We start from the raw sequence: 23,622 nt of genomic DNA, 5'->3' as shown, positions 1-23,622 counted from the left end.
GTCATTCCTCCAAATACTTAATAAAATGCTTATAGTAGCCCTTGGATTTGGGAGTAACAAACCGTCCATCATTCGCAGAATCCTTCATTAGTTTATGAAGATTCGGACCTCCAGTATAGGGATCTACTACGCTAGTCTTCAGTCGTGTCGCTTGGATTGCCTTCTGAGGACAAGAATAAACACAACGCATACATAATAAACAATTTTGACTGAAAACAATTCCTTCTACGCCGCTACTAATATTGGATGTTGGACAGTTGCTGACACATTTTAAACATAGTGTGCAAGCGTCCGTTGTACGCAATCCTTTGGCGAAGTATTTTCCCCCTTGGTGTTCCTCACAATAATATACTGTTCTCAGAACCCGCTCCAACACAGGGTGAATCGGCAGATTTCGTGGTGTTCGGTTTACGATTTCCTCTGCAAACAATTCCACCTTACGCTGTGCGGCTTGGTACAACTGCTTATTCAACCTGTCATCATATTTGATATAAAAATTACATGGCATCGCCAAAATGGAATTGTGAAAAGGGATATATCCCTTCCCACGCAAAGAACGAAGAACCGTATTCGAAGCACCGTTATTGATATAGTGTGGAGAGGATGCCGTTTTGAATACAAATGCCGGGGTTCCATTACATTCAGGCAGCTGATCTGCAAAATGTTCAACAAAACCGGAAGCGCCAAAGCCTAGAACCGGATGACCAATACCTATAAGATCATAAGCTTCATATTCTACAGAACGAGTGCCTTTAATAATATCTTCCACTCTAAACAAATCTACGTCTTGCCCTTTACTTCTTAGCCTTTCAGCAAATTGCTTAGCAATAATCTCCGTATTGCCAGTACCTGAGAAATAAAATATGGCCGTCTTTGCATTATGCATTCCATCCCCTCCCAGATCAAATATACCTCATTCCCGTCTGGGAAAGCTGTGATGCTGAAGTGGGTTTGGGCTATTTCGGACTCAGTTGCTCTTATTTCCATAATTTCGCTCGTTTTGCCACACTATCGGACTCAGTTGCAGCTATTCGCTCAAATGTACTCCTTTTCTGAGTAAATCAAGGGCAATAGGTGCTATACAGTCCGAAACCTTCGCAAAATGAACCCATATGCTGAAATAGCTGCAGTACGGTCCGCTACGATCTAGATCGAGCAAAAGGTAACTGGTTTCGAGACGTAGGCGGATAGATTGTGCTATAGGTAACTAATTTCGTGCACGGAGTAGATAGGTTGAGCTATAGGTAGCTAATTCCGCACGGTGTAGATAGGTTGAGCAATAGGCAGCTAATTCCGCGCACGGAGTAGATAAGTTGAGTCATAGACAGTTAGTTTAAGCACTGGTTAGCACGTTTAGGAGCAGATTTGGCAGGTGGCGTTCTTTTCAGCAATTGCTCGGACTCAGTTGCAGCTATTCGCTCAAATGTACTCAAATACTGCAATTAACATATCCTCAATCATGCGTCCTCACAGGAGTAATTAAAAAAAGTGTGGACGAAGATGCGTCTACAGGCAGGATCACCAGCGGCCTTTCTTTTCCCGCGAACCTGATTCTAAGCGTCTCACTATCTATCGCCCGAAGGATGTCCCTGAAATATTTTCCGTTAAAGGCTACTCGAAAATGATCACCCTCTAGATGATCCAAAGGAATCTCTTCTTTTACATCCCCAATTTCTGCAGTCTTGGACACTAAACTTAGCGTGTTAGAAGGAAGTACGCTGAGCATAACACTCTCACCAGCCAATATAGAAATACGTTCAACCACATGTAACAAGCGGTCTGTCTTAACAATCACTTCGGAGAGATACGCTTTTGGGATTAAATTATTGACAGAGGGATAAGTTCCTTCTAGAAGGGCAGACTGAACCCTCAATCCATTAGAAATAAATCTGATCTGCTTGGGGCCTATTTCTAAATCGGTGCTGCTGTCTGCATCATCGCTTAATATTTTTAAAAGATCCTCCAGGCTGCTGCCCGGGATTACAACATCTAAAGGAATTGCACCGTAATCTTCTACGCTTTCAACAATATGCTGGGCGAAGCGGATGCCATCAGTGGCGACTACACGAATATTTCGCTTATCTATTTGAAGCAAAACTCCTGTGAGCACAGGTCTGGTTTCCGATGAAGAGACTGCAAAAACCACTCTTTTAAATATTTGCTTCAGGAGAGTGTTCTTCATGCTTATCTTTTGAATGTTTGGATGATCTATGTATTGGATTCTTGGAAACTCTGCCGCATCCATTCCACATAAACGAAATTGAGTGTTCCCTGATTGAATGTTTAGAATCAATGCCTCTTCGATTTCCAGCCTAATTAGTCCAGGATCAAGCTTACGAATGATCTCATAAAAATAACGCGCGGGAACTACGATCTCACCTGTGTTGTGCACAACCATCGAATCCATCTTCACAGGGAGCTTATATTCAATGGTCATTCTTATATTGCTGGCTGTTAATATCAGACCCTGAGTTTGCGCCTGAATAAGTATTCCTGAAAGAACACGTGAGGAACTATTCGCGGATATGGCTTTTAATGCTGCCTGTAATGCGGTACTAAGAGAATCTTTTGATACATGGATTAGCAAAGACTTCACCTAACTCTCCTTAGATTCCTTTACAAAATGCGCCTCAATAATGTTCCGAAATACTTGAGAGCGAGATGCGTTCTGATCCGCACAAGCCTGCTCTATCTCCTGCCAAACGTCCTCAGATAACGTCAAAGATACCTTTTTAGTTACACCAGTGCTTTTTCTACCCGCACCCTCCCGAAGACCTCCCCTTGTAAAAAGAAACCCCAACTGCCCATCTTTAGTAGCTACACCTACTTTAACTTTATCCTCGTTGTTACTTGCGCTATCGCTAGTGACTTTATCTTTAATTTCGTTAAAATTGCTCCTCTTGTGTACGCCTTCGAATTTATGATCACCCAATCCCTCGCACCTCCGTATTTGAATTTAGTAACTTAAATCAATACATTCGCTAATTTCATAATACCATAATCGCCATTAATCCACCACAAGTCTAACCACAAAAAAAACACCCCAAAGATCGGAGTGTGTGTGGTGGGCTGGGCATGAGTTTGGTATGCGTTGGGTATGAGTTGGGTATTGCAACGTTAACCCATGGATTTTTTATTTTGCTTAAATTTTTTTGTGAATGTATGAGTTAATTGCACTTTATACAACTATAAACAATACATTGTGCTGCCCGAGCGAAATAAGTGTATTCTCTGCAACTAAATTCAACGATATTAACAAATTAGTGTGAAAAGACTTCTTTTAACTGCACCAAATGCAACTAAAAGTGACTAAGCTTCTTATCTCCTGCAAATAAGTGTATAAACTGCAACTATCCCGTTTACCCGCTCCCGGACACACGCACTCACCCTCATCACGCCACTAGCCCAACCTTCATTCCCTCTCACACACCCTCATCATGCCACTAACCCAACCTCTATCCCCTCACATACACACCCTCATCACGCCAGTAGCCCAACCTTCATCCCCTCTCACTGACCCTCATCATTCCGCTAACCAAACCTTCTTCCCCTCCACTCACCCTCATCACGCCACTAGCCCAACCTTCCTCCCCTCTCACTCACCATCTCCTAAGACTCCCTTCCCTACTCAACCCATTACCTTTACCGCAGAACTCCCTACTCATGTAAAAATAGCTCGCCTCATAACTCAACGCGCGGCACATATTAACATCTACTCTTCCGCCCGCCTTACCTAAACTACACTATCTCAGGATGTTCTGATAATTTGGTGGGAAGTCTGACTTTTGGGGGTCTTTTAGATGCTTGAACGATTCAAGCTTCACCTTAGGACCAGGAGAGATCCTAAAAGTCATGGTATCTTCTCCAACTGAAATATGAGGACCTACTGTAGGATATACGTTAAGTGTAATCAAGAAATCAAACCCACGGAAACCATTGAGCCGCTTCACCTCAGTCACATCCACAAAGTAAGGATAAACCATTGGCGATTCTCGCAGAAGCGGTGAATAAATATCTGCAATTTTTTTCTCAATATGGGGTAAAAGAAATAACATCAGAATGTCTTGAAACTTAAGTTCGCGAGAATCTTGATCTGGCAGTTGAAGTCCCGAATCAGACCTGGAGGGCGTTATAGATTGAGGTTGAATTAACCTACTAGCGGAGCAAGGTTGTGGCGTCAGAACAAGCATCACTGCGACAAGAAGGGGAGCAATCCAGCTTTTTTTCATCACAATAGCCTCCTTAGGGAACTTTATATAAATTCCCCAAAGAGACCCTATTTTTATACGTTAAATCTCAATCCTGTCAAAAAGAAAGGGTTCTCCCTTAAGATAATTTTTCAGGATCGCTAGCGCATAGAGCTGTTCTGCTTTTAGACCCTCAGTTTCCCTAGGATCGGTTACGTGATGGCAATAATTTTCGATCATAACCATGACCGTAAAATTCTCTAAAGTCTGAACCCACTCCCCATCGAGCTTGGCGATACTTTCGTACCCCTTAATGACCCCTTCTCTTTGCAATGGATACAGTCCAAGAAGGGTATGTGCCACGTCATAAAGATAATAACCCCAACCACATCTTCCAAAATCAATCGGCCGAGGTTCGCCCTCTTTAAATATGATGTTGCCTTGATGTAAATCTCCATGGATAACGCCATAAGACCTTCTGTTCTTATTTTTATGCTGCTTGCTTAACCAGTTGTATAATTTTTCAGCTGCCGACTGATACAGCACAAACTCATCATCCGTAAGAAAACAATGATAATGCAGCTTTAAACGAAGCATTGCTTTTCGAAAGCTATGCTCATCCCAAACAGGACGATTAAAGCCAGAGGGTAACTCCAGCTCCTGTGCCGCCTTATGTAGCTTGGCTAATAGAACGCCTTCTTTGTAAATTTGTTCTTCGGTAAGTCTTTCATTCGCATGTTCCCCTTCAACCCAACGCATTAAAGAGGCATACACACCTTCTCCATTTCCCTGTTCCACTCTGAACGTTACAGCACCTGTGCGGTCGTGAATACCTTTTGGCAGGGGGACATCAATTTTGCTCTTCAAAAGCTCCAGCCACGCGATTTCGGAGTTGATTTCCTCTTTAGATCTCCCCGAATGAAGGCGCAGTAAAAAAGTTCCCTCTTTATTAGTTTCGATTACAAAGGTACAGGTATCCGATAGCTGGTTAAAACGAATCTGCGTCCAATCCAGGTCAAAGTTCTGAAGCGCCATTAAAGCTGCCTGCTTATAATTTTTTCTCATCGCAAAGGAAGGAACACTTCAGCCTCATCGGGCCAGGAAGGGTTCGCAATTTGATAGATTTCTATATCCAATCCAAGATCATTACTCTGCAAACTGTTATTAAATTCTTGCTTCATTTCCGGCAATTCAAGTACTTGGACTTGGCCTTCAACATTCATAAATAACCATCCCTTCAATGATCTATAAAAATGAAAACTATCTGAAAAAATATTTATCTTGAAAATATTTTCAGAAAACTAAATAATAGAAAAGCAATACTTACATGTCGGATCTATCATCTTAACCAAGGTGGAGCTTCATTACAGGCAGAAGAAAGGTTGAACATCGGCATCATGAATGCAATTCCAAACCTCAACAAGGCACAAACACGCAAAGAACGAGCAGGGAAAGAGCCCTTTCCCATCTCTATACTTTCTCTTACGGTAGGCGCTTTTGCGATTGGTATGACTGAGTTTGTTATTATGGGTATTTTACCAAATGTCGCCAACGATTTACAGGTTAGTATTTCGACTGCTGGCCAACTCATTACAATGTACGCACTTGGAGTGGCCGTTGGCGCACCCATCCTGACCATTCTCACGCAACGCATTCCACAAAAGAAACTGTTATGTCTTCTCATGATTCTTTTTATACTGGGCAACGGAATCTCTGTGTTTGCACCCAACTATACCGTTCTCATGGTAGCTCGTATAATTACAGCTTTAACTCATGGTACTTTTTTTGGGGTTGGCGCAGTCATTGCATCCAATCTTGTACAACCCAATAAGCGGGCCGGAGCCGTATCTATTATGATGGCAGGTTTAACGATAGCCAATATTGTCGGAGTTCCTCTAGGGACATTTATTGGACAAAGTATGGGCTGGCGGGCCTCATTTGCAGCGATTGCTGTCATGGGAGTCGCCGCTCTGATCGGCATCCTCATTTTTATTCCAAAGCTTAAACAAGAGAAACCAGCGAGTGTTATCCAGCAGATTGCTGCGCTGGCTAATCCAAAGCTGCTACTATTCTTATTGATCGGGGCGTTAGGGAACGCCAGCTTGTTCACCGTGTTCACATATATTACTCCACTGCTTGAAGAAGTGACTGGTTTTGCTGAACATAGTGTGACTTGGATTCTAGTCTTATTCGGCTGTGGGGTGACCATCGGGAACATCGTTGGCGGAAAGCTTGCGGATTGGAAGCTGATGCCTTCTATCGTGGGACTTTATTTTGCAGTCAGTATGATTCTAACGATCTTTTCCTTCACGATGCATAGCCCAATAGCTGCGGTAATCACAATATTTTTCTGGGGTATGGTGTCCTTTGCGGTCATGCCGGGTCTGCAAATACGGATTATGAGTCTGGCTCAGGCAGCCCCTGCACTTGCCTCAACGACCAGCCACTCCGCCGGGAATCTCGGTAACGCAACGGGTGCCTTTATTGGCGGTTGGGTCATTTCTCATTTAGCGATCACTTCGCTTCCTTGGGTCGGTGCGGTTCTAGTGGGCCTTGGTCTGGTATTAGGCATAGCTTGTTTTGTAGCAGAACGGAAAGAAACTGTGGCGTAAGCTTTATAGATATTTATACAAAAAACGAGGGCGCTCCCAAAGTCATCATGGCTTGAGGCACCCTCGTTTTATATTTCAGAGGAACAATTCTGCTCTTCTAATCTTCAACATCTGCTTTGCACCTTTTTGAAATTCATAAGGAACCTCTAGTTCCTCTGCAGTAAATCCTTGCCTCACCAAATCATCAATAAGGCGGTCTAAATACTCATACCTTTTACAAGAAAGGTCGACTAGTGGAAAGATTCGAAGCTCGCCTCTCGTCACCCGCATTAGTTCCTTAACAGCCTTTAGATGAAATTCATAGTCCAGCCGATCGCTGTACATAAATAGAAAGTGAGCAGATAATGTCAGATCAAATGCTTCATCCGCAAATGGCAGATCCGGAAGTACCACAGGAACATAACGCTCCGGGGTTTGTCTTCGATCTTTAGTGCTGGCGGTTAAAGCTGCGTTCCTAGCTTCGGTCAGGCCCTCGATTGATTTAAAGTAGTTCCAAACGAAGTTATCCTGTACTTTTTCCATTCCGGACATCGCATGCGCAATATCTTGAACCCCTTTGTCTGCCAGCTCATCTTCAGAGTAATAGTAAGCAATATCGGCAGCCGTTACATCACCACCCAACTGATTCGCTATTGCTGTAAAAGAACAAGCACCCGCAGGACAATCCAGAATTCTCTGGCCGATGAGATCTGATTCCAGCAAATCAAACATACGTAAATATTCCTCATAGGTCCTGCCAATAAAAACAATTCTCTCCAAATCAAGCTTTCCCTTTGCTCCGCTCATCTCAGCTCACCTTTCCTCTTCTAGGCTCATTTACACTTCTACTTCTGTTTTAATATACGAATAAGGTAATCAATTAGAATCCCCAAAATCAAAAACGTTCCAAAATGAATAATATAAGTTGGGAATCTGACGCTGATTAACGCACTATTGGTTCCCCATCTCGGATTATTTACATCAACCATGAAGCTTTCAAAAGGTTCTGTAAAGATCAGTGTATCTATAATAGGGTTCAAACGTACAAGAATAATATTCGCGATCCCCACCCCCAGATAGTCACTCAGACAGATGATGATACTTATAATCGAAAGCCAGAAACTGAATTTCCTCCTAAAAAACATCAAACACCGCCCTTTCTATTTTTTCTATTTCTTAACAATTCGTTTAAAATTCAAAATATCCTTGTCACGGTTAGTTCCTGTTTTAAAAAATGATACAATCTGGAGCTCGCTAGCTTAAGCGGATAATCTGAAAGTTTACACAGGATACCACAGGTCATATCAATAACCTTTCCCTCCAGCTTCCGTACTATAGTTCCTGCTGGGGCTGGATTCAGCACAATCTCAGGCACAAGAGCCACGCCTAAACCACTTCCCACAAAATATTTCAGCGCCGTCATGCTCCCAATCTCCATAGTATTTAGTGGCGGCCCACCTGATTCCTGCAGCACACTTTCTAATTTTTTGCGATAAGGACAATTCGCTGCCGTAATCAATAAGCGATGAGCCTGTATATCCTCTGGGGTGATACTCTCCTTGGATGCTAGCGGATGCTCTTCTGGCAAAAGTAACACAAATTCCTCTGCAAATAAGGGTTCAAAATAAAGCTCCTTGCCGAGCTCAGGCGCCGAGCACACAGCCATATCAATTTCACCACGCAGGAGTAGTTCACTAAGTGCTGCGGTTCCCGCAATATCCACGGAGACTTTCACTTTAGGAAACTGTGCCATAAACTCACTTAAAAGCTGCGGCAAACGATAGCTCGCCGTCGGGTCCGTTACCCCTAATCGCACGTTGCCAGCTTCCCCTATTTTTAAATCAGCCAAACGGCTCTCTAGTCGTTCCATATCTTTAACGATATGTAAGCTCTCTTCATAAAACAATCTGCCTGCTTCTGTTAAGCTGATTTGCTTACCCCGCTCAAGCAATTGACATCCCAGATCAGATTCAAGCCTTTGCATCTGCATCGTAACTGTAGATTGGGCATAGTTCAATTCTTCTGCGGCACGATTAAAGCTTCCGGAAGTTACGATTGTTTGAAAGGTTTTTATTGTTTTTAGATCCATCCTAGTGTCCTCCAGTGTTCAATTCAAATAAATTGAACCAAACTTTCATTATATTCAATTATACGAAATCCACTTTTCTCTATAGAATACTTTATATCAACAACATACGCCAACTTAAGGAGTGCATGAGGATGGATCTCAACAATAAAGTCGCATTAGTAACTGGTGGAGGGACTGGAATGGGCAAAGCTGTAAGCTTGGAACTATCCAAACGCGGGGCTCACGTCGTAGTGAACTATTCTAGATCTGAGGATGAAGCCAATGAAACCGTAAAGACAATTCTGAATCAAGGGGGGCAGGCTATAGCAATACAAGCCAACGTTTCTAAAGATCAAGAAGTGCAGAGTATGGTGGATTCGATTATTCAGCATTTCGGGACAATAGATCTGCTAGTGAATAATGCCAGTATAACTAAACATATTGCTCTCGGAGATCTGGAAAAGGCAACCGAGGAAGTATGGGATGAGCTATATGATGTAAATGTGAAAGGAATGTTTTTCTGCGCCAGAGCGGTTGCACCATATATGAATCATAAAAATTCAGGAGCCATCATCAATCTCGGCAGCATCGCTGGACAGACAGGCTTAGGCTCCTCCCTTCCTTATGCCGTCTCCAAAGCGGCTGTCCACGGTCTTACGAAATCGCTGGCACACGCGCTGGCTCCAAATATTAGAGTTAACTGTGTAGCACCGGGCGCCGTTGCTACTAGATGGTGGGCTGGACGAGAAGAACAGATGTATAAACTAGCCCCTAATCTGCTGCTTCAGCATATTTCAACCCCCGAAGATATCGCCCAGTTCGTCTGCGCTGCGCTAGAACAGGAAGCAATGACTGGACAGATCATTACCATAGATAGCGGACAAACATTGTAACAGCCAAAACAGCTAATGGTATGTCAGAACTACTTTTAAGTATCATTAGCTGGTTCTTACGTACCGTACAGGACGAAGTGAAGCGTTGATAGAATAATTGGGGAATTTCTCCCTAAAATTCTGAGTTTTCTGGTCATCCAACCAATAATTAGGGAAATCCTCCCTAATTATTAGCTAATTTACTGAAAAATAACGAATTCGCCTGATTTTTAGGGAGGAATTCCCTGATTTCGTTGATTTAAAGCAAATACCGGCTATTTTCAGGGAGGTTTTCCCTAATTACTCTCTAGCCCACACCGCACGAACCATAAATGCATCTGACATACCACATAACGTATACCCACGCCTCCTCATAGCACATACCACATACCACATGATTCATAGAACGTAGCCATCCGACATATCACATATCGCATGATTCATAGAACGTAGCACATAGCGTATCCCACATGCCTCATAGAACGCGTAGTACATAGCCTATAGCGTATATCACATAGAACATACCACCTATAGCCTGAGGGTTAAAGTAAGAAGCTGCCCCAAAGTAGAATTTTCTACTTTTAGGACAGCCTTTTCAGCATAACTATTGGTGAAGATTCTTAATTAGGTTCACTACCCCAGATCAGATTACCCGAGATGTAGGCTGGCGCTTTTGTCCAATCTACAAAATTGGTATCAACCGCATTAAAGGAGTAATCTCCGGTTTGAGTGTAATTTGACCAATCCTCTTTAGCTACTCGCACTTGGATATCGATGCTCGCACCCGCAGCAAGTGAACCTGCTGCACTCGAGAATCCAAGCTCCAGATAATAATCCGCATCAGCTTTAGCCGTTGGCAGCTTCACAAACGTGCCCGTTACATTCGCGCTTCCAGCCTGTGACCAATCGCAAAAGAAGCTTTGTGCCTTCTCTCCGTCAATTGTGTAATAATATCTTAATTTCACATCAGAAAGTGCAACAGCACTTGTACTTGTGTTCACCAGCTTGAACTTTGGATTTAGCGTATTTCCGGAAGCAGTCACTGTACCGTTATACATCTGCACTTTCAGTGCTACTGTAGGAGCTACTGACGTATCTGAGATAGTGACAACCAAGGATTGTGCGGCTCCGGCACTAAACTCAAAGGTCAGCGTTGTCGTTCCTACGGCTTGAGTTGCCAGATACTCCTTCTTGAGAGTGACTGTTGATCCACTTACCGTATAATCCGTTCCAGCTACGAGGGTTGCCGTTCCATTTTTGATCGCACTCAGCGTATTTCCGTTCAACGTCATAGTTACGGCGACGTCTGTCTGATTCGCTGTCTTCTTATCAAATCCGGCGCTTGTTGGCGTTATCGTGGAGTTGGATACTGGTGTTGTAGTATCCGTTACCGCTACCGCCAAGGATTGTGCGGCTCCTGCACTAAACTCAAAGGTCAGCGTTGTCGTTCCTACGCCTTGAGTTGCCAGATACTCCTTCTTGAGAGTGACTGTTGATCCACTTACCGTATAATCCGTTCCGGCTACGAGGGTTGCCGTTCCGTTCTTGATCGTGCTCAGTGTATTTCCGTTCAACGTCATAGTTACTGCAACGTCTGCTTGATTTGCTGTTTTCTTATCAAAACCTGCGCTGCTTGGGGTGATGGTCGAGTTGGATACTGGTGTTGTAGTATCCGTTACCGCTACCGCCAAAGATTGTGTAGCTCCAGCGCTAAAGCTAAACGTCAGCGTAGTCGTTCCTACCGCTTGTGTCGCTAAATACGCTTTTTTAATCGTCACTGTTGATCCACTTACCGTATAATCCGTTCCGGCCACGAGGGTTGCCGTTCCGTTCTTGATCGTGCTCAGTGTATTTCCGTTCAACGTCATAGTTACTGCAACGTCTGCTTGATTCGCTGTTTTCTTATCAAAGCTTGCAGTTATTGGCGTAATGGTCGAGCCTGTAGCTGGTGGATTTACAGGATCAGCATACAAGGTGCCTCGGCCATTCGTACCGAGATATACACGTCCATAGATTCTTGGATCCCCAGTAATCGCCATATTGATCTTAGCGTATTGGTGAGCATCGTCATTAATACGTACCCAAGTTGCGCCAACATCATCGGAACGGAAAACGCCCCTTACACCATCAATCTTCGCTACGGTGTACAATGCCATATAAGTTTGGCCCGGAGCAGCCTTACCATAACCAATAAGATCAGCTTCTTCTACATTCGTTAACTTCGTGAAGCTCGCACCTGAATTAGTGGAGTGCCATAGACCATATTTATTCTCAACCGTATTCCCTCCGGCGAACCAAATGTCGCCTTCAATACCTGGAACTGCCTTCATACTGATTTGGGCTTCATTCGGCTGTAATCCAGCCACATTATTGGTCGGGAAGCCCGAAGCTGCGGTGGCAGTAAATGTAGCTCCACCATCCACACTTACATAGAAAGTTCCTGCATAGAATCCATAATATTTGTTAGGATTCACGCGATCAGACGCTATCTTCGCCCCTGACGGTAATCCTGCACTTGCTGTCCAAGAATTGCCTGAGGTTTTGGAGTAATAGACCCCAATATCTGAGGTGCTCCACAGAATGGAATTACCACTTGCAGAGACTGCCACTTGTCCATGGCCCACCGTTGTTTTGGTTCCATTTGAAGGCTCGGAGTTTGGCATATACCAGTTCACTCCACCATCGTTAGAGATACCAATGGACTTCATGCTTGGCGTTTTTTCTTTATCTGCACTGCCTACCCGCACCATATAGGACGGACTCAATTCAGCGTAGTCAATACTCATCGTTGTTGCCCATGAAGGACTGGTCTGGAATTTGGTTGGTGCTACCGACAAATCCTCATGACGGAAACCAGAAACGTCACCAAGTGCAGTGATCAAATGGGAAGTTCCCGTTGGCGGGCTAATTAGCCCCAGCACTGCAGTTTCCTCCACACCTTTTGCCATGACAGAGATATTTACCTTGCCACCGGTATCCCATGAGGTCAAATTGTTCGAGCCATAAATTGTTGCTCCAGTGCCGTACATCATTCGATTCGAGTTAAATGGATCAATTTCCAAATCACCCATCATCCAGCCTAACTTCGGTGAAGGATCCAGGGATGTAGAAGTGGTTCCATGATCGAGCCATGGAGCGGCGGTGATATCCATACTGAACTTATAAGTCCGTTCTGGATAATTGCCCCAATCCCAAATGCGACTCCAAGTAGCGCCACCGTTGGTACTGCGGAAAATGACTTCATCAGGCCACCAGGCGTTTAAGCTGGATACCATCAATGTGTTAGGGTGCTGAGCATCCAGCGCCAATCCACCAAAGCCGTACCAATTATCTGTACCAGTCGTAGGACTGATATTGGTCCAAGCCCCACTAGTTTTGTTGTATTTCCATACTTCACCCTTACTACCATCATACGGTCCTACACCATTACTATAAGTAATATAGAGATCGCCTGTGGATGACAGCTCGCCGTGATGTGGCAAGAAACCCGTAGGTTGTCCAGCCAGAGCTGTCCAGGTTACTCCACCATCTGTACTCCGATATACGCTGCTAGCCGTGTCGGCTACACCAACATAGATCGTTTGAGTTGCGTTGCCAAGTGTACCTGTACTCTTATCGAAAGTGATCCAAGACAATCCGACAAGATCATTCCCATAATCAAGTGTCGGATTCTGAATATAAGTTCCAACGTTTGGAAAAGAGGTTACCTTTGACCAAGTTACACCTGAGTCAATACTTTTCCAGAGGCCATTACCACTTCTAGCTCCAAAGTAGAGAATGTTGTTCTTATTGGGGTCGATGACTAGGCGTTCACCAGCGGAACGGCCCGGCATATTGCCACCTACTTTAAAAGGCAGTGGAGTAGTTTGCCAGGTGTTCCCCCGGTCATTAGAGCGCATAATCTGGCCATTATTATCCCAATGATTAGTATACGTACCCGTTGCCATGTAGACTTTATTAGGATCAATTGGGTCTGTAGCCAGAGCATCTACGCCATTCTTGTTCCAATCTACCCAGCCTACCGAGTCACTAATTGAGACCCAACTGGATGTAGCTTGATTCCAGCGATAGGCACCGCCAATATCTGTTCTGGCATAAATCAGATCCGGTTCAGTTTGATTAAAAATAATTCCGGGTACAAAGCCCCCGCCAGCTCCCGTTACAACGCTTTTCCAGGTGTAAGGTTCACTTGAGGCTGCATGGGTAGTAGCTGGGAATGCAGAGAATAAAGAGCCTACCATCGCGCCAAGCAGGACCAAAAGTCCTGTTTTCCGGATACGGTTACGAATCACGTTTTACGCCTCCTACGATATAATTGGTTTGTTTATGCCTTCTTCTTACTCTATATCCCTGCTCCTCCCTCCCCCTTAATCCATACCTTTAGAACTTAGAATCCATTTTCTGATAACGCTTTCATTATAATGGTAAGGTTTTTCATTATCGAGAGAAAATGGTTATATTTTGCAGAAGATTGTCTCTAAAAATCGTACCATTTTCACACTTCAGGATACAATTTCACTAAATTTTGATCAAAAATAATTCTGTTGATAAAGAAAACCTCCGGAATAAATCCCAGAGGCTTTCTAATATAACTATTCTTCACTAGTATCTGCAGGCATAACAATCTCTTTTATACCATTAAAATTGCTGATAATTGTTTGCAAAGTGAGCACTGATTCTGAATCTAAGTTTTCTGATTTTAATGAAGTGAATATTTCCGCTTCCACTTTTTGCGGCAAATGTGTAGTTTTATCCAGCGTATATCTTAGTTTAATTTTGTCTGTTAAATTCTGTTTCATCAATTTGAGTGTTTCCTTACTCGCATCATTAGACGATATCTCCATCGAAAGTATGTATTCTTGTTCCTCTTCAGTAACAACGATCTCCTGAGAATCTATCTGGTACGTGTCTATATAATCGTACGGATCAATAAATCTTTGTACCATTTGTTTTTCTTTCACTGGAATATAATCGTCTTGCTTGATAAATAAATCATCCATTACCTTTGTATGATATTCAGTATCCGATATGTACTCTTCTCGTTCCTTCCCTTCCGCAGTCTCCGATTTTAGATATACGGTATAAGGATTTCTAACATAGTCGACATGAAATGAGACAGCGCTCGACCAATGTTTATCTTCACTTTTTTCCGATTTGCTTGATGTTTCTTCTTGTTTCTCCATTTCTATAGTGTAGCTCTCCTGCTTAGCCAGTTCACTCCGAGACATGCTGAGCAGCTCCTCTGCACGCTTATCTCCCTCTCCTTCAGCACCCGATTTAATGTTCGTTGCACAACCTGTCAAACCTAACATACAAATGATACCGATAAAAACCGCTTTTCTGATAAACATATTACTTCCCCTTCACTTCAAATGAAATCCAAATATAACTAAATCTATTTTATCATTATAAAGCTAACAGCTTATATGACGGAAAAGGTAGACATGTGAAAAAGCGTCTTAAGGTGCACAGTTGCGCCGGGTTTGGTGGTTTGATGCAAATCAAAAAAATACCTCCCCCGCCTTTACAGCAGAGAAGGTATTTTAGTAATATTACCAATTCCCTTAGCTCAATGTGTCAACACAAACTCATCCAGCAGCTTTCCATCCACGTCATAGGCCTGATAGGTTAATGTATCCCCGATAACGTTAATGCCGGCAAACATTTGCTTATTGTTCTGAAAATGCACCGCATGATAGAACTGATCTTCTTTTTTCTCGTTAAATTTCCCTCCAGAAGCGTTAGTCACAACATAGACTGTCCCTCGTTTAGCACCTTTGGAAATCTCACCTTCTAGAACTATTTTTCCGCCACGTAACGGGTAGGATCTGGAATATTCATGATTATGACCCTGCAGCACTAAGTCAACCTGATACGTATCAAAAATATCCGTCCAATCTTCAACTTTCTTATAGGAGTTCCCCCCGTAAGCCGGACGGTGCATCGCAACGATTTTCCATTTCTTGTCTGTGTTCTTCAGATCTTCCTTCAGCCATTCCGTTTGCTTTTTTAGATTGCTCTCTGTATTCAGTACCGTTACATGCACAGGTCCATAATCGAAGGAATACGAGGTACCTGCAATTGAACCTTTTGCCCCATTATCCGGCAGGTTGAAGTGTGAAGTATAATACGTTGCATCCTCATCCACCTCATCATGATTGCCTGTTACCGGCATTAACGGAATCCCTGAAATCCAGCCCTGCACATTGCCAAAAAAATCATCCCAGCCTGCCGAATCCTCCGGACCCTCCGTCAAATCCCCGTTATGCACAATAAATTTGGCTTCAGGAAATGTCTGAAAAGCCTTGTTCAGTGTATTCCCCCACAGCTTAAAATCCTCTGCCGTTTCCCCTTGAGAATCCGTTACGTTGATAAAAGACACACTGTCCAGTCCATCTTCTTCCGTTGTAAATTCCGCTGCCGGACTCCATTCCCCTTCAACGCCACTACCCACTCTATAAGTATATAACGTCCCGGGTTCAAGACCCGTAGCTTCCACTTTATGAACACCTTTGGTGCCATTGTCTGTTTTGATGGAACTACTTTTCGCTTCTACCCTTTGTACATCCGTATTTGCAAAAGAGGACACCTGTCCCTTTACAATCTCCAGAATGCCTGCTGCACTAGAGTCACTTGTATACCAAGTAAACGCGCGGCTTGTGCTCGCGGCTCCCTTAAAGGTAGTCACGAGATCATACGGTGCTGGTGAATTTGCATCACTTCCGCTTTTCGATCGTTCCAACCCATAAGCCACTAAAATAACCACAATCACAAGCACTCCTAGGATTATGGCAAATTTATAGTCTCTCATCACGGTACCTCCTTATGAAAATTTCTCTCTAGCCTTCTAAATAAGATAGCCCCCTACAAAGTCAGAAGTCAAATCTGCACACGATTCTTTATACAGACTTTTGTTAACGCAGTGTAAAACATTCAGCAAACATTCAGTCTATTTTAAGTTAAGCATAAGGTCTGTCTCCTAGAATTAGTCAAGCAGGAAGGTTAGCCAGAGATAGAGAGAGAAACGAGGTGTGAAAATGAATAAGAAGCTTCAATTCCGGCATGAACTTAAATTTTTCATTAACTATCATCAATACCTTATATTACGCCAGCGATTGCAAAGCTTGATTGATAAAGATCAACACGCTAATGAGAGTGGAGAATACCACATTCGGAGTTTGTATTTTGACGATATCAACAACACGGCACTTGCAGACAAGCTCGGCGGTCTCAGAGAGCGGGCCAAATACCGGATTCGCATTTACAACATCCAAGACAACATCATTCACTTTGAGAAAAAAATTAAAATGGACGATTATATCGCCAAAATCAAAGAACCGCTAACACGGCAAATGTACGACGAGATTATGGCGGGCAACTACGAAGTGCTGAACGTCCCGGACAGTCCGTTGTTCATGGAGTTATACGATCAGATGCGCCATAACCTGCTGCGACCCAAGGTCATCGTGGATTATGTTCGCGAGCCTTATGTTTGCCACAACGGCAATGTGCGAATAACGTTCGATAAAGAATTACGTACGGGCCTGCATTCTACGGATATTTTCGATAAGGATTTGCATCCGATTCGGGCGATTGATGAGAACTTCATAATTTTTGAAGTGAAATTTGATGAGTACATTCCGGAGTACATTAAAATCGCGTTGCAGCTTGAGGGACTGAATAGGCAGTCCGCTTCGAAATACGTGATCTGCCGCAAATTCTTAAAAACTAACACTTGGGAGGATTATTGATTATGAATGCATCACTAGCACCGCTAGCAGCTACAACAACGACTACAGATACTACAAATAATTTTTCGGACATTATTAAAAACTCGGTGATCGACAATTTTGTATCTGATATTAGTATCTCCAAGATGCTGATTACCTTGGGCGTAGCTTTTCTGATCGGATACTTCATTTACCTGCTCTACAAACGTGTCTTTAGCGGTGTTTTATATTCCAAAAGCTTTAACGTCTCACTTATGGGCATGACCATGATTACAGCTACTGTCATTATTGCGATTAACTCTAACCTTGTGCTGTCCCTCGGTATGGTCGGCGCATTGTCCATCGTTCGTTTCAGAACACCAATCAAAGATCCAACTGATCTGATCTTCTTGTTCTGGGCAGCTGTAGCAGGGATTGTAACTGGAGCAGGATTTTTCACCTTGGCTATTATCGGTTCGATCATTATCGGTCTCATTTTGTTCCTGTTCATCAAACACTCTTCTATCGAAACGCCATACTTACTGGTCATTAACTGCGACAGTGATGAAAGTGAACGTGAAGTACACAGCCATATCACCAAATCCGTAAAACGTTACAATGTGAAGCAAAAAACAGTCTCCGCAAACAATATTGAATTGACGCTGGAGCTTCGTCTGGATGATAAAGTAGGCGGCTTTGTCAACACAGTCTCTGACCTAAAAGGTGTCAAAAATGCACTCTTGATCAGCTATAGCGGTGACTATGTATCTTAATTACAACGAGATGAAAGGCGGTGCCCCAGATGAAAACCAGAGGTAAGTCAATCCTGCTGAGTTTTTGCTGCCTGCTGCTGGTCATCGCCGTAGCCGGGTGTCAGAACGCAAGTCCGTCTGCAACAAATAATCCAACGTCTGATGCTCAAGACAAGGTCATTTCGAGCGATGAGAAAAAGCTAGACGAGCAGGTCTTTCCAAAAGATAAGGTCGTGGATGTCAAAATCACCTTGGACCCGGACGATTTTCAGGACATGCTGGATAATGCCAGTGCTGAAGAATATAAAATGGCTTCCGTCGAGTACAACGGTATGAAATACGATAATGTAGCTGTACGGACCAAAGGAAATCTCAGTCTCAGAAGCGTAGTACAGATGACAGACTCTGACCGCTACAGCTTCAAAATTTCTTTTGATGAGTATGTTAACCAGAATTTATTCGGCATTACTAAAATCAATCTTAATAATAATTACAGCGATGCTTCTTATATGCGTGAATTTCTAACCTATGAGCTCGCTGAAAGTGTCGGCCTCCCGACGCCGAAATATTCCTTCGTCAATGTGTATGTAAACGATGAACTGAAGGGTTTCTATCTTGCAGTAGAACAGATCGGTGATGCTTATCTGGAACGCAATTTCGGCAACACTTATGGTGCACTTTATAAAGGTGTAATGACCGGTCAGGGCAGTGATTTGACTTGGCTGGGCGATGATCCAGCCCTCTATACTGGACTAGAAATGAAATCCGATAAGTCCAACGATGATATTCTTGTCGACATGCTGAATGAGCTAAATAACGGCACCGATTATGAAAAATACATCGACGTAGAGGAATCGCTGAAGTATATCGCTCTAAATGCGGTCACGGGTAATATGGACAGTTATTTAGGTGGGAATAAGCAGAATTATTACTTATATGAAGACGATGGAGTCTTCTCGATTCTGCCGTGGGATTATAATATGGCTTTTGGCGGCATGGGAAGCGCAGATGTGTTAATTGACGAGCCTACCCAAGGTGCGTTGGCAGAACGCCCGCTGATTGCGAAACTGCTCGCTAATGAGGAATACAAAACGAAATATCACGAAATTGTTAGTGAGATGATTACTGGCTATCTAGCGGACGATACGTTCCAGGCTCGGATTGATGAGCTGAACACGATGATTTCCAGCTATGTCAAAGCGGATCCATCCGCCTTCTACACTTTCGAACAGTATGAAAATGGGATAAAGGCTGTTGAGACCTTCATGTCGAACATGGCCAAAAGTATCCAGCAGCAGCTCGACGGCACCATTTCTTCATCCGGTGACGGATCAGGAAGTGGTGGCGGCATGGGTGGTGGCATGGGCGGCGGTGGCTTTGGTGGCGGCGCTAAAAATGGTGCAGCTCAAGGCGCTGCGGGTGCTGGGCAGGCCACAGGTGCGGATGGCGCTACTGGTAATACTGGCGCAAACGCAGCTGCACCAAATACCGGAGGGCAGGCGGCTACGGGTGGACAGACTGCTCAGGGTGGTGCAGGTGGTGAGCCTGGTGCCATGGGCGGACCGGCTATCCCTAATGCCGGCGATGGTCCTGGCAGTAACTCACAAGCAGCTGCGGGTGGGCAGACTACACAAACAGGGCAAACTGCTCAAGACGGACAAACCAACACCAACGGGCAAGCTGCTCAAGGTGGACAAACCAACACTAATGGGCAAGCTGCTCAAGGTGGATTTGACGGCGGCGCGGGTGGTGAGCCTGGTGCTATGGGCGGACCCGCTTTCCCTGAAGGCGGCGGAAATGGCCCTGGCGGTGGCGGCATGGGCGGCGGTGGATTTGGTGGCGGTATGCCTGGTGGTATGGGCGGTGGCGACTTTGGTGGTGCTGGTACTATGCAGCAAAAAGGCAGCACGAGTGAAGCCATCACAACTGGCGTCGCCATCCTTCTCCTAATACTAACCGCTGCTTTCGTAACCTACTACAAACGCAAACGGCTGTAGAGCAGTAAAAAGTATCCTCATCAACAAATAATTCATGCAAGAAGCCTCCGTCGTTTATTGACGGAGGCTTCTTGCATGAACACTATATTCTTGTATCACAACTAGTTCCCGCTTACTCTTTCCGCCCGCGCAATATACTTATGGTTGCTATTAAAAAGGCTAGTAAAGAGATCCCTAATGCGATATAGACCATTGGGTTGACACTGGTTGAGTTGTTCTCGCTTTCCATGATGGCATTATGTTCTTCCATACTCATGCCATTGTCACTGGAACCGTGAGAATGTTCATTCCCACCGGAGGCTTGCACAATCGAAGTAATAGAATGCGGACTTTCTGTTCCTGCCTCACCAGACCACTGCACCAAGCTGCCATCGGCATAATGCTGATAAGCATCCCAAGCAATGTCACCTGCAGTATCAGGGTTCTTCGCTGTGAAATAGAAACGTTGGAATTGTCCTGCTTTAATTCCTTCTCCATTAGCTATCCAGCTAACTTTGTTCCCCTCAATGGTAACATCCCAGCCCGGTGTAGCCTCATATTGCTTGAACTCGGCACCTGCCGGGATACGTAGATCAACTTGTACAGTCGCTACATCTTTTTCTGAAGGGACTTTAAGTGTGTAAGTCTCCCATGCTCCGGTACTGGATTGTGCTGGTGCCACGGTTACGTGTGCGCTTGCCACGGCTGCGAACAACAGAAGTGTTGCAGCGGCTGGTGCGAATAGTGTCATTATTTTGCGAGATAATCTGTTCATAGTTAGAGTGCCTCTTTCCTTAAGTAATTTTATCATTTTTTCTTTCATCTCTATCCTCATATTTACCGCGGAAAATCACGTTTACGTGAAGCAAGCCCCTGCTCCAGAGCATAACGCGTCAGCTGCGTACGATTTTGGAGTTGAAGCTTTTGAAGGATGTTTTTCAGATGGTTTTTTACGGTATGCTCCGAAATCGACAGGCTTATGGCAATCTCTTTATTCGTCGATCCGGAAGACACACAGCTTAAAATCTCCTTCTCCCTTGCCGTCAATGACTCTCCTTCGTCTGTTACTGAAGGAACGGTAAATTCTTTCAGGATTTGAAAAGCCAGCTCCCGGCTTAGCGGTGCTTCTTCATTCACAATGGCTTGCAAATATTCAATCCAGGTGGAAGGTGCCAGATTCTTCAATAAGTACCCTTGTGCGCCTTGCTTCAGCGCTTCGAGGAGGTGGGAAATTTCGTCCGATACCGTAACGATAACGATTTTGACATAGGGATATTCCTGCTTGATCCGGCGAGTAGTCTCCAGCCCGTCCATCTCCGGCATCTGAATGTCGATAAGAATGAGATCAGGCATCCACTGGGCCGTGAACGCGATCGCCTCAGGACCACTCTCCACTACACCAATGACCTCAAAACTATCATCCATGGACAAAATCTCACACATCGCCTCACGCGCATGCGCATGATCATCCACAACCAAAACCCGGTACCGGCTCATAAACTTCCCCCTCCTTTCGTAATTTCCACATTTGTCCCCGTATTGCCGGAGATCACCTGAAGCTTCCAACCCATTCCTTCGACACGTTCCTTCATGATCTGAAGGCCGTAACTTCCGTTTACCTCAAAAGGGTCATGCTGAAATCCTTCGCCATTGTCGACAATCGCCACGCTCCAGTTTTTCTCAGTGCCTGCACCCGTGATAGAAACCTTCGCCGCTCTTGTATGCTTACGCACATTAATAATAGCCTCTCGGATACAAGATAGCAGCTCTGCTTTTTCCGAAGGAGAGAGGGCTTCATCCTGTAGACTCCAATCCAAGGAAACTTCAATCATAATCTCGTTAGCCATTTGAGCAAGCTGATCTTTAACCGACTGTTCCAATGAAAAAGAGTGCTGCTCAGACACTGGTACCTTCAGATTGGCGATCGCCTGCCGAACATAACGGTTCACCTCGTGGACGGTCTTTTTGATCTGATCCACATTTTCTTCGCTGACTTCCCCATTCCTGCGGCTTGCTTCCAGACGATCTATTTTGACAGATAAAAGAAATAAAGATTGCGCCATCCCATCATGCAGTTCCTTAGCTAGCCCTTCCCGGGCTTTCATTGCCTCTTTGAGCGCACGTTCCTGCTCCAGCTCCCGCTGATTCCGCTCCATAAGCGAAAACATAGGGACGAGCAATACAAGAGTGAACAAAAATACGAGGACAGGTGTCAAATAATTCCCCAGATCCATCGAAATATAAGGCATTAGAAACTGATGGCGCACGACCTCCCAGATCCCTACCATTAGCGTTGGCAGTAACAGGATCATGTACTTGATTCGGTTATACGTTGCTGTCCCCTCCCGTACATCTTATGATTAACAATATCACCGTCACAATTCTGCTACATGACTCGATCGGGCTATTTAAAGTTCTTATTGTTACAAATTTAAGTATTTTAAAAAATTAATGCTACCCTTCATAATATTATAAGCAATATATAGTGAAAATTTATACTTTCTTATATTGTAGCAAAAAAAAGATACATCCTTCGATGTATCTGCATCCCAGTTATAGTGGTGATGTGTAGCGTCCGTATTGAATGTCCATTTCTTTAAAAACATCTCCCTCTTTTTTCAGGAAAAATGTATTTACGCCTTCCGCTCCCCACCACTCCATACCGAGTAATGGGCCTTCAGCGGTTTCCGCCGCAAAAAGAATAGAGAACATCTCTGGTATGACTTCCCCACCATCATCCACTCTCCAGACGGAAAATTCATCGCCTTGAATGACAGCCGGATAATCCATAAAGGTAAGCCCGACCTTGTCTTCCAGCACGAGACTGAATAACATATCCTGATCCTGCCTAATGAATTGAACGAGATACAGTTGCCGTTCACCAGACAGGTCAGCAAGTTTCCAAATATGCTCTACTTCACGATTTTTTGCAGAAACAATATTCTGCCGCACATTTTCTGCAACATTTAGCGAGGCTTGCTTAACCTCCGTAGGCTTAACAGAGATTAGCGCATTCGTATTAAACTCTGCCTGATCCGTCAGGTAATAGGTCTCATCAGGAGTCGCATTCCCCTCTTCAACCGTATAAAGATACCCTGGCAGATTCACAAAATTGTGAGCCATCTCCCGGCCATTACTGTTCTCCGTACCCTCCTGCCATTTATTCAATTTCACTTTTAGCACTTGCCCATGATCACCGATCGCCTCATTCAATTGTTGCATTTGCGCATCCAGCCCTTTTTCCTGCCCGGTGACTAAGATGCTCTTGCCAGACTCATCTGCAAAACCAAAATTCGCCTTCAGCTTTCCAGCTTCCAGATAAGCTTCTGGCTGCTGCATGCTTGCCGTTGGTGTTGGCTCTGCACTTGGAGAAGGGGTTGGCTTGTTAGTGCCTGAGCAGCCCGCCAGCAGTAGAACAATAAGAAAACTCACACTGAGCTTATTCATTCCCATTCCTCCAGACGAAA

The 23,622-nt window shown here is 44.2% G+C and carries 21 protein-coding genes; 5 read left to right on the top strand and 16 right to left on the bottom strand.

Annotated features, from left to right (window positions below; all coding sequences use genetic code 11):
• Window position 1 precedes the first annotated feature (1 nt).
• The 6 genes from NSQ66_RS11515 to NSQ66_RS11490 form a co-directional block, all read right to left on the bottom strand.
• The gene (locus NSQ66_RS11515; protein ID WP_036685883.1) at window positions 2–886 is read right to left on the bottom strand and encodes an EFR1 family ferrodoxin; all 885 of its coding nucleotides are present in this window, start codon (window positions 884–886) and stop codon (window positions 2–4) included.
• A gap of 567 nt (window positions 887–1,453) precedes the next feature.
• Window positions 1,454–2,596, bottom strand: a complete 1,143-nt coding sequence (gene dnaN / locus NSQ66_RS11510; protein ID WP_076100711.1) for a DNA polymerase III subunit beta — start codon at window positions 2,594–2,596, stop codon at window positions 1,454–1,456.
• Window positions 2,597–2,932, bottom strand: a complete 336-nt coding sequence (locus tag NSQ66_RS11505; protein ID WP_249267736.1) for a hypothetical protein — start codon at window positions 2,930–2,932, stop codon at window positions 2,597–2,599. It lies immediately after the preceding gene.
• An 811-nt stretch (window positions 2,933–3,743) separates the two neighbouring features.
• Complete coding sequence (locus tag NSQ66_RS11500; RefSeq protein ID WP_141118535.1) at window positions 3,744–4,229, bottom strand: DUF3888 domain-containing protein; 486 nt, start codon at window positions 4,227–4,229, stop codon at window positions 3,744–3,746.
• A gap of 60 nt (window positions 4,230–4,289) precedes the next feature.
• Window positions 4,290–5,252: a phosphotransferase gene (locus NSQ66_RS11495; protein ID WP_076100712.1), complete on the bottom strand. Its 963-nt coding sequence runs from the start codon at window positions 5,250–5,252 to the stop codon at window positions 4,290–4,292.
• Entirely contained in the window at window positions 5,249–5,410 is a 162-nt protein-coding gene (locus tag NSQ66_RS11490; protein WP_155288118.1) for a hypothetical protein, read from the bottom strand. The genes NSQ66_RS11495 and NSQ66_RS11490 overlap by 4 nt, the downstream gene beginning before the upstream one ends.
• Before the next feature lie 174 nt (window positions 5,411–5,584).
• Between NSQ66_RS11490 and NSQ66_RS11485 the strand changes: the two genes are divergently transcribed.
• The gene (locus NSQ66_RS11485; protein WP_038574369.1) at window positions 5,585–6,799 is read left to right on the top strand and encodes an MFS transporter; all 1,215 of its coding nucleotides are present in this window, start codon (window positions 5,585–5,587) and stop codon (window positions 6,797–6,799) included.
• Between the two features lie 75 nt (window positions 6,800–6,874).
• Here the strand turns inward: NSQ66_RS11485 and NSQ66_RS11480 are convergent, their stop codons facing one another.
• From NSQ66_RS11480 to NSQ66_RS11470, 3 genes are read right to left on the bottom strand one after another with little or no spacing between them, the layout of a single operon-like run.
• Window positions 6,875–7,585, bottom strand: a complete 711-nt coding sequence (locus NSQ66_RS11480) for an SAM-dependent methyltransferase (protein ID WP_076100714.1) — start codon at window positions 7,583–7,585, stop codon at window positions 6,875–6,877.
• Window positions 7,586–7,623: 38 nt separating this feature from the next.
• Window positions 7,624–7,923, bottom strand: coding sequence for a hypothetical protein (locus NSQ66_RS11475; RefSeq protein ID WP_076100716.1), 300 nt, complete (start codon window positions 7,921–7,923; stop codon window positions 7,624–7,626).
• A 50-nt stretch (window positions 7,924–7,973) separates the two neighbouring features.
• Window positions 7,974–8,867 (bottom strand): LysR family transcriptional regulator, encoded by an 894-nt coding sequence (locus tag NSQ66_RS11470; RefSeq protein WP_076100718.1) that lies wholly within the window; start codon window positions 8,865–8,867, stop codon window positions 7,974–7,976.
• Window positions 8,868–8,998: 131 nt separating this feature from the next.
• Between NSQ66_RS11470 and NSQ66_RS11465 the strand changes: the two genes are divergently transcribed.
• Window positions 8,999–9,739 (top strand): SDR family NAD(P)-dependent oxidoreductase, encoded by a 741-nt coding sequence (locus NSQ66_RS11465; RefSeq protein ID WP_076100720.1) that lies wholly within the window; start codon window positions 8,999–9,001, stop codon window positions 9,737–9,739.
• Between the two features lie 599 nt (window positions 9,740–10,338).
• On the opposite strand, the gene NSQ66_RS11460 is transcribed toward NSQ66_RS11465, so the two are convergent.
• From NSQ66_RS11460 to NSQ66_RS11450, 3 genes are all read right to left on the bottom strand, one after another.
• Window positions 10,339–13,959 (bottom strand): X2-like carbohydrate binding domain-containing protein, encoded by a 3,621-nt coding sequence (locus NSQ66_RS11460; protein WP_339193140.1) that lies wholly within the window; start codon window positions 13,957–13,959, stop codon window positions 10,339–10,341.
• Window positions 13,960–14,310: 351 nt separating this feature from the next.
• Window positions 14,311–15,069, bottom strand: a complete 759-nt coding sequence (locus NSQ66_RS11455) for a DUF6612 family protein (protein ID WP_076142361.1) — start codon at window positions 15,067–15,069, stop codon at window positions 14,311–14,313.
• Between the two features lie 218 nt (window positions 15,070–15,287).
• Entirely contained in the window at window positions 15,288–16,529 is a 1,242-nt protein-coding gene (locus NSQ66_RS11450; protein ID WP_076142362.1) for a metallophosphoesterase family protein, read from the bottom strand.
• A 226-nt stretch (window positions 16,530–16,755) separates the two neighbouring features.
• Between NSQ66_RS11450 and NSQ66_RS11445 the strand changes: the two genes are divergently transcribed.
• Genes NSQ66_RS11445 through NSQ66_RS11435 form a run of 3 tightly spaced genes read left to right on the top strand, consistent with a single transcriptional unit; the run spans window position 16,756 to window position 20,176 of the window.
• The gene (locus NSQ66_RS11445; RefSeq protein ID WP_036683495.1) at window positions 16,756–17,469 is read left to right on the top strand and encodes a polyphosphate polymerase domain-containing protein; all 714 of its coding nucleotides are present in this window, start codon (window positions 16,756–16,758) and stop codon (window positions 17,467–17,469) included.
• Between the two features lie 2 nt (window positions 17,470–17,471).
• Window positions 17,472–18,200: a DUF4956 domain-containing protein gene (locus tag NSQ66_RS11440; RefSeq protein WP_036683492.1), complete on the top strand. Its 729-nt coding sequence runs from the start codon at window positions 17,472–17,474 to the stop codon at window positions 18,198–18,200.
• 29 nt (window positions 18,201–18,229) lie between these two features.
• Window positions 18,230–20,176: a CotH kinase family protein gene (locus NSQ66_RS11435; protein ID WP_076100726.1), complete on the top strand. Its 1,947-nt coding sequence runs from the start codon at window positions 18,230–18,232 to the stop codon at window positions 20,174–20,176.
• A 112-nt stretch (window positions 20,177–20,288) separates the two neighbouring features.
• Here the strand turns inward: NSQ66_RS11435 and NSQ66_RS11430 are convergent, their stop codons facing one another.
• From NSQ66_RS11430 to NSQ66_RS11415, 4 genes are all read right to left on the bottom strand, one after another.
• Entirely contained in the window at window positions 20,289–20,930 is a 642-nt protein-coding gene (locus NSQ66_RS11430; protein WP_051491292.1) for a DUF1775 domain-containing protein, read from the bottom strand.
• A 62-nt stretch (window positions 20,931–20,992) separates the two neighbouring features.
• The gene (locus NSQ66_RS11425; protein ID WP_038570057.1) at window positions 20,993–21,652 is read right to left on the bottom strand and encodes a response regulator transcription factor; all 660 of its coding nucleotides are present in this window, start codon (window positions 21,650–21,652) and stop codon (window positions 20,993–20,995) included.
• The gene (locus tag NSQ66_RS11420) at window positions 21,649–22,467 is read right to left on the bottom strand and encodes a histidine kinase (RefSeq protein ID WP_036683484.1); all 819 of its coding nucleotides are present in this window, start codon (window positions 22,465–22,467) and stop codon (window positions 21,649–21,651) included. The genes NSQ66_RS11425 and NSQ66_RS11420 overlap by 4 nt, the downstream gene beginning before the upstream one ends.
• A 241-nt stretch (window positions 22,468–22,708) precedes the next feature.
• A complete protein-coding gene (locus tag NSQ66_RS11415; RefSeq protein WP_076100728.1) occupies window positions 22,709–23,602 on the bottom strand; it encodes a hypothetical protein in 894 nt (297 codons plus the stop codon).
• Window positions 23,603–23,622 lie beyond the last annotated feature (20 nt).

This window comes from Paenibacillus sp. FSL H3-0329 (assembly GCF_037963285.1).
Lineage (GTDB): Bacteria > Bacillota > Bacilli > Paenibacillales > Paenibacillaceae > Paenibacillus_AQ > Paenibacillus_AQ odorifer.
Note: the sequence above shows the minus strand (reverse complement) of the source record. Positions and strands in the feature narration are given on the sequence as shown.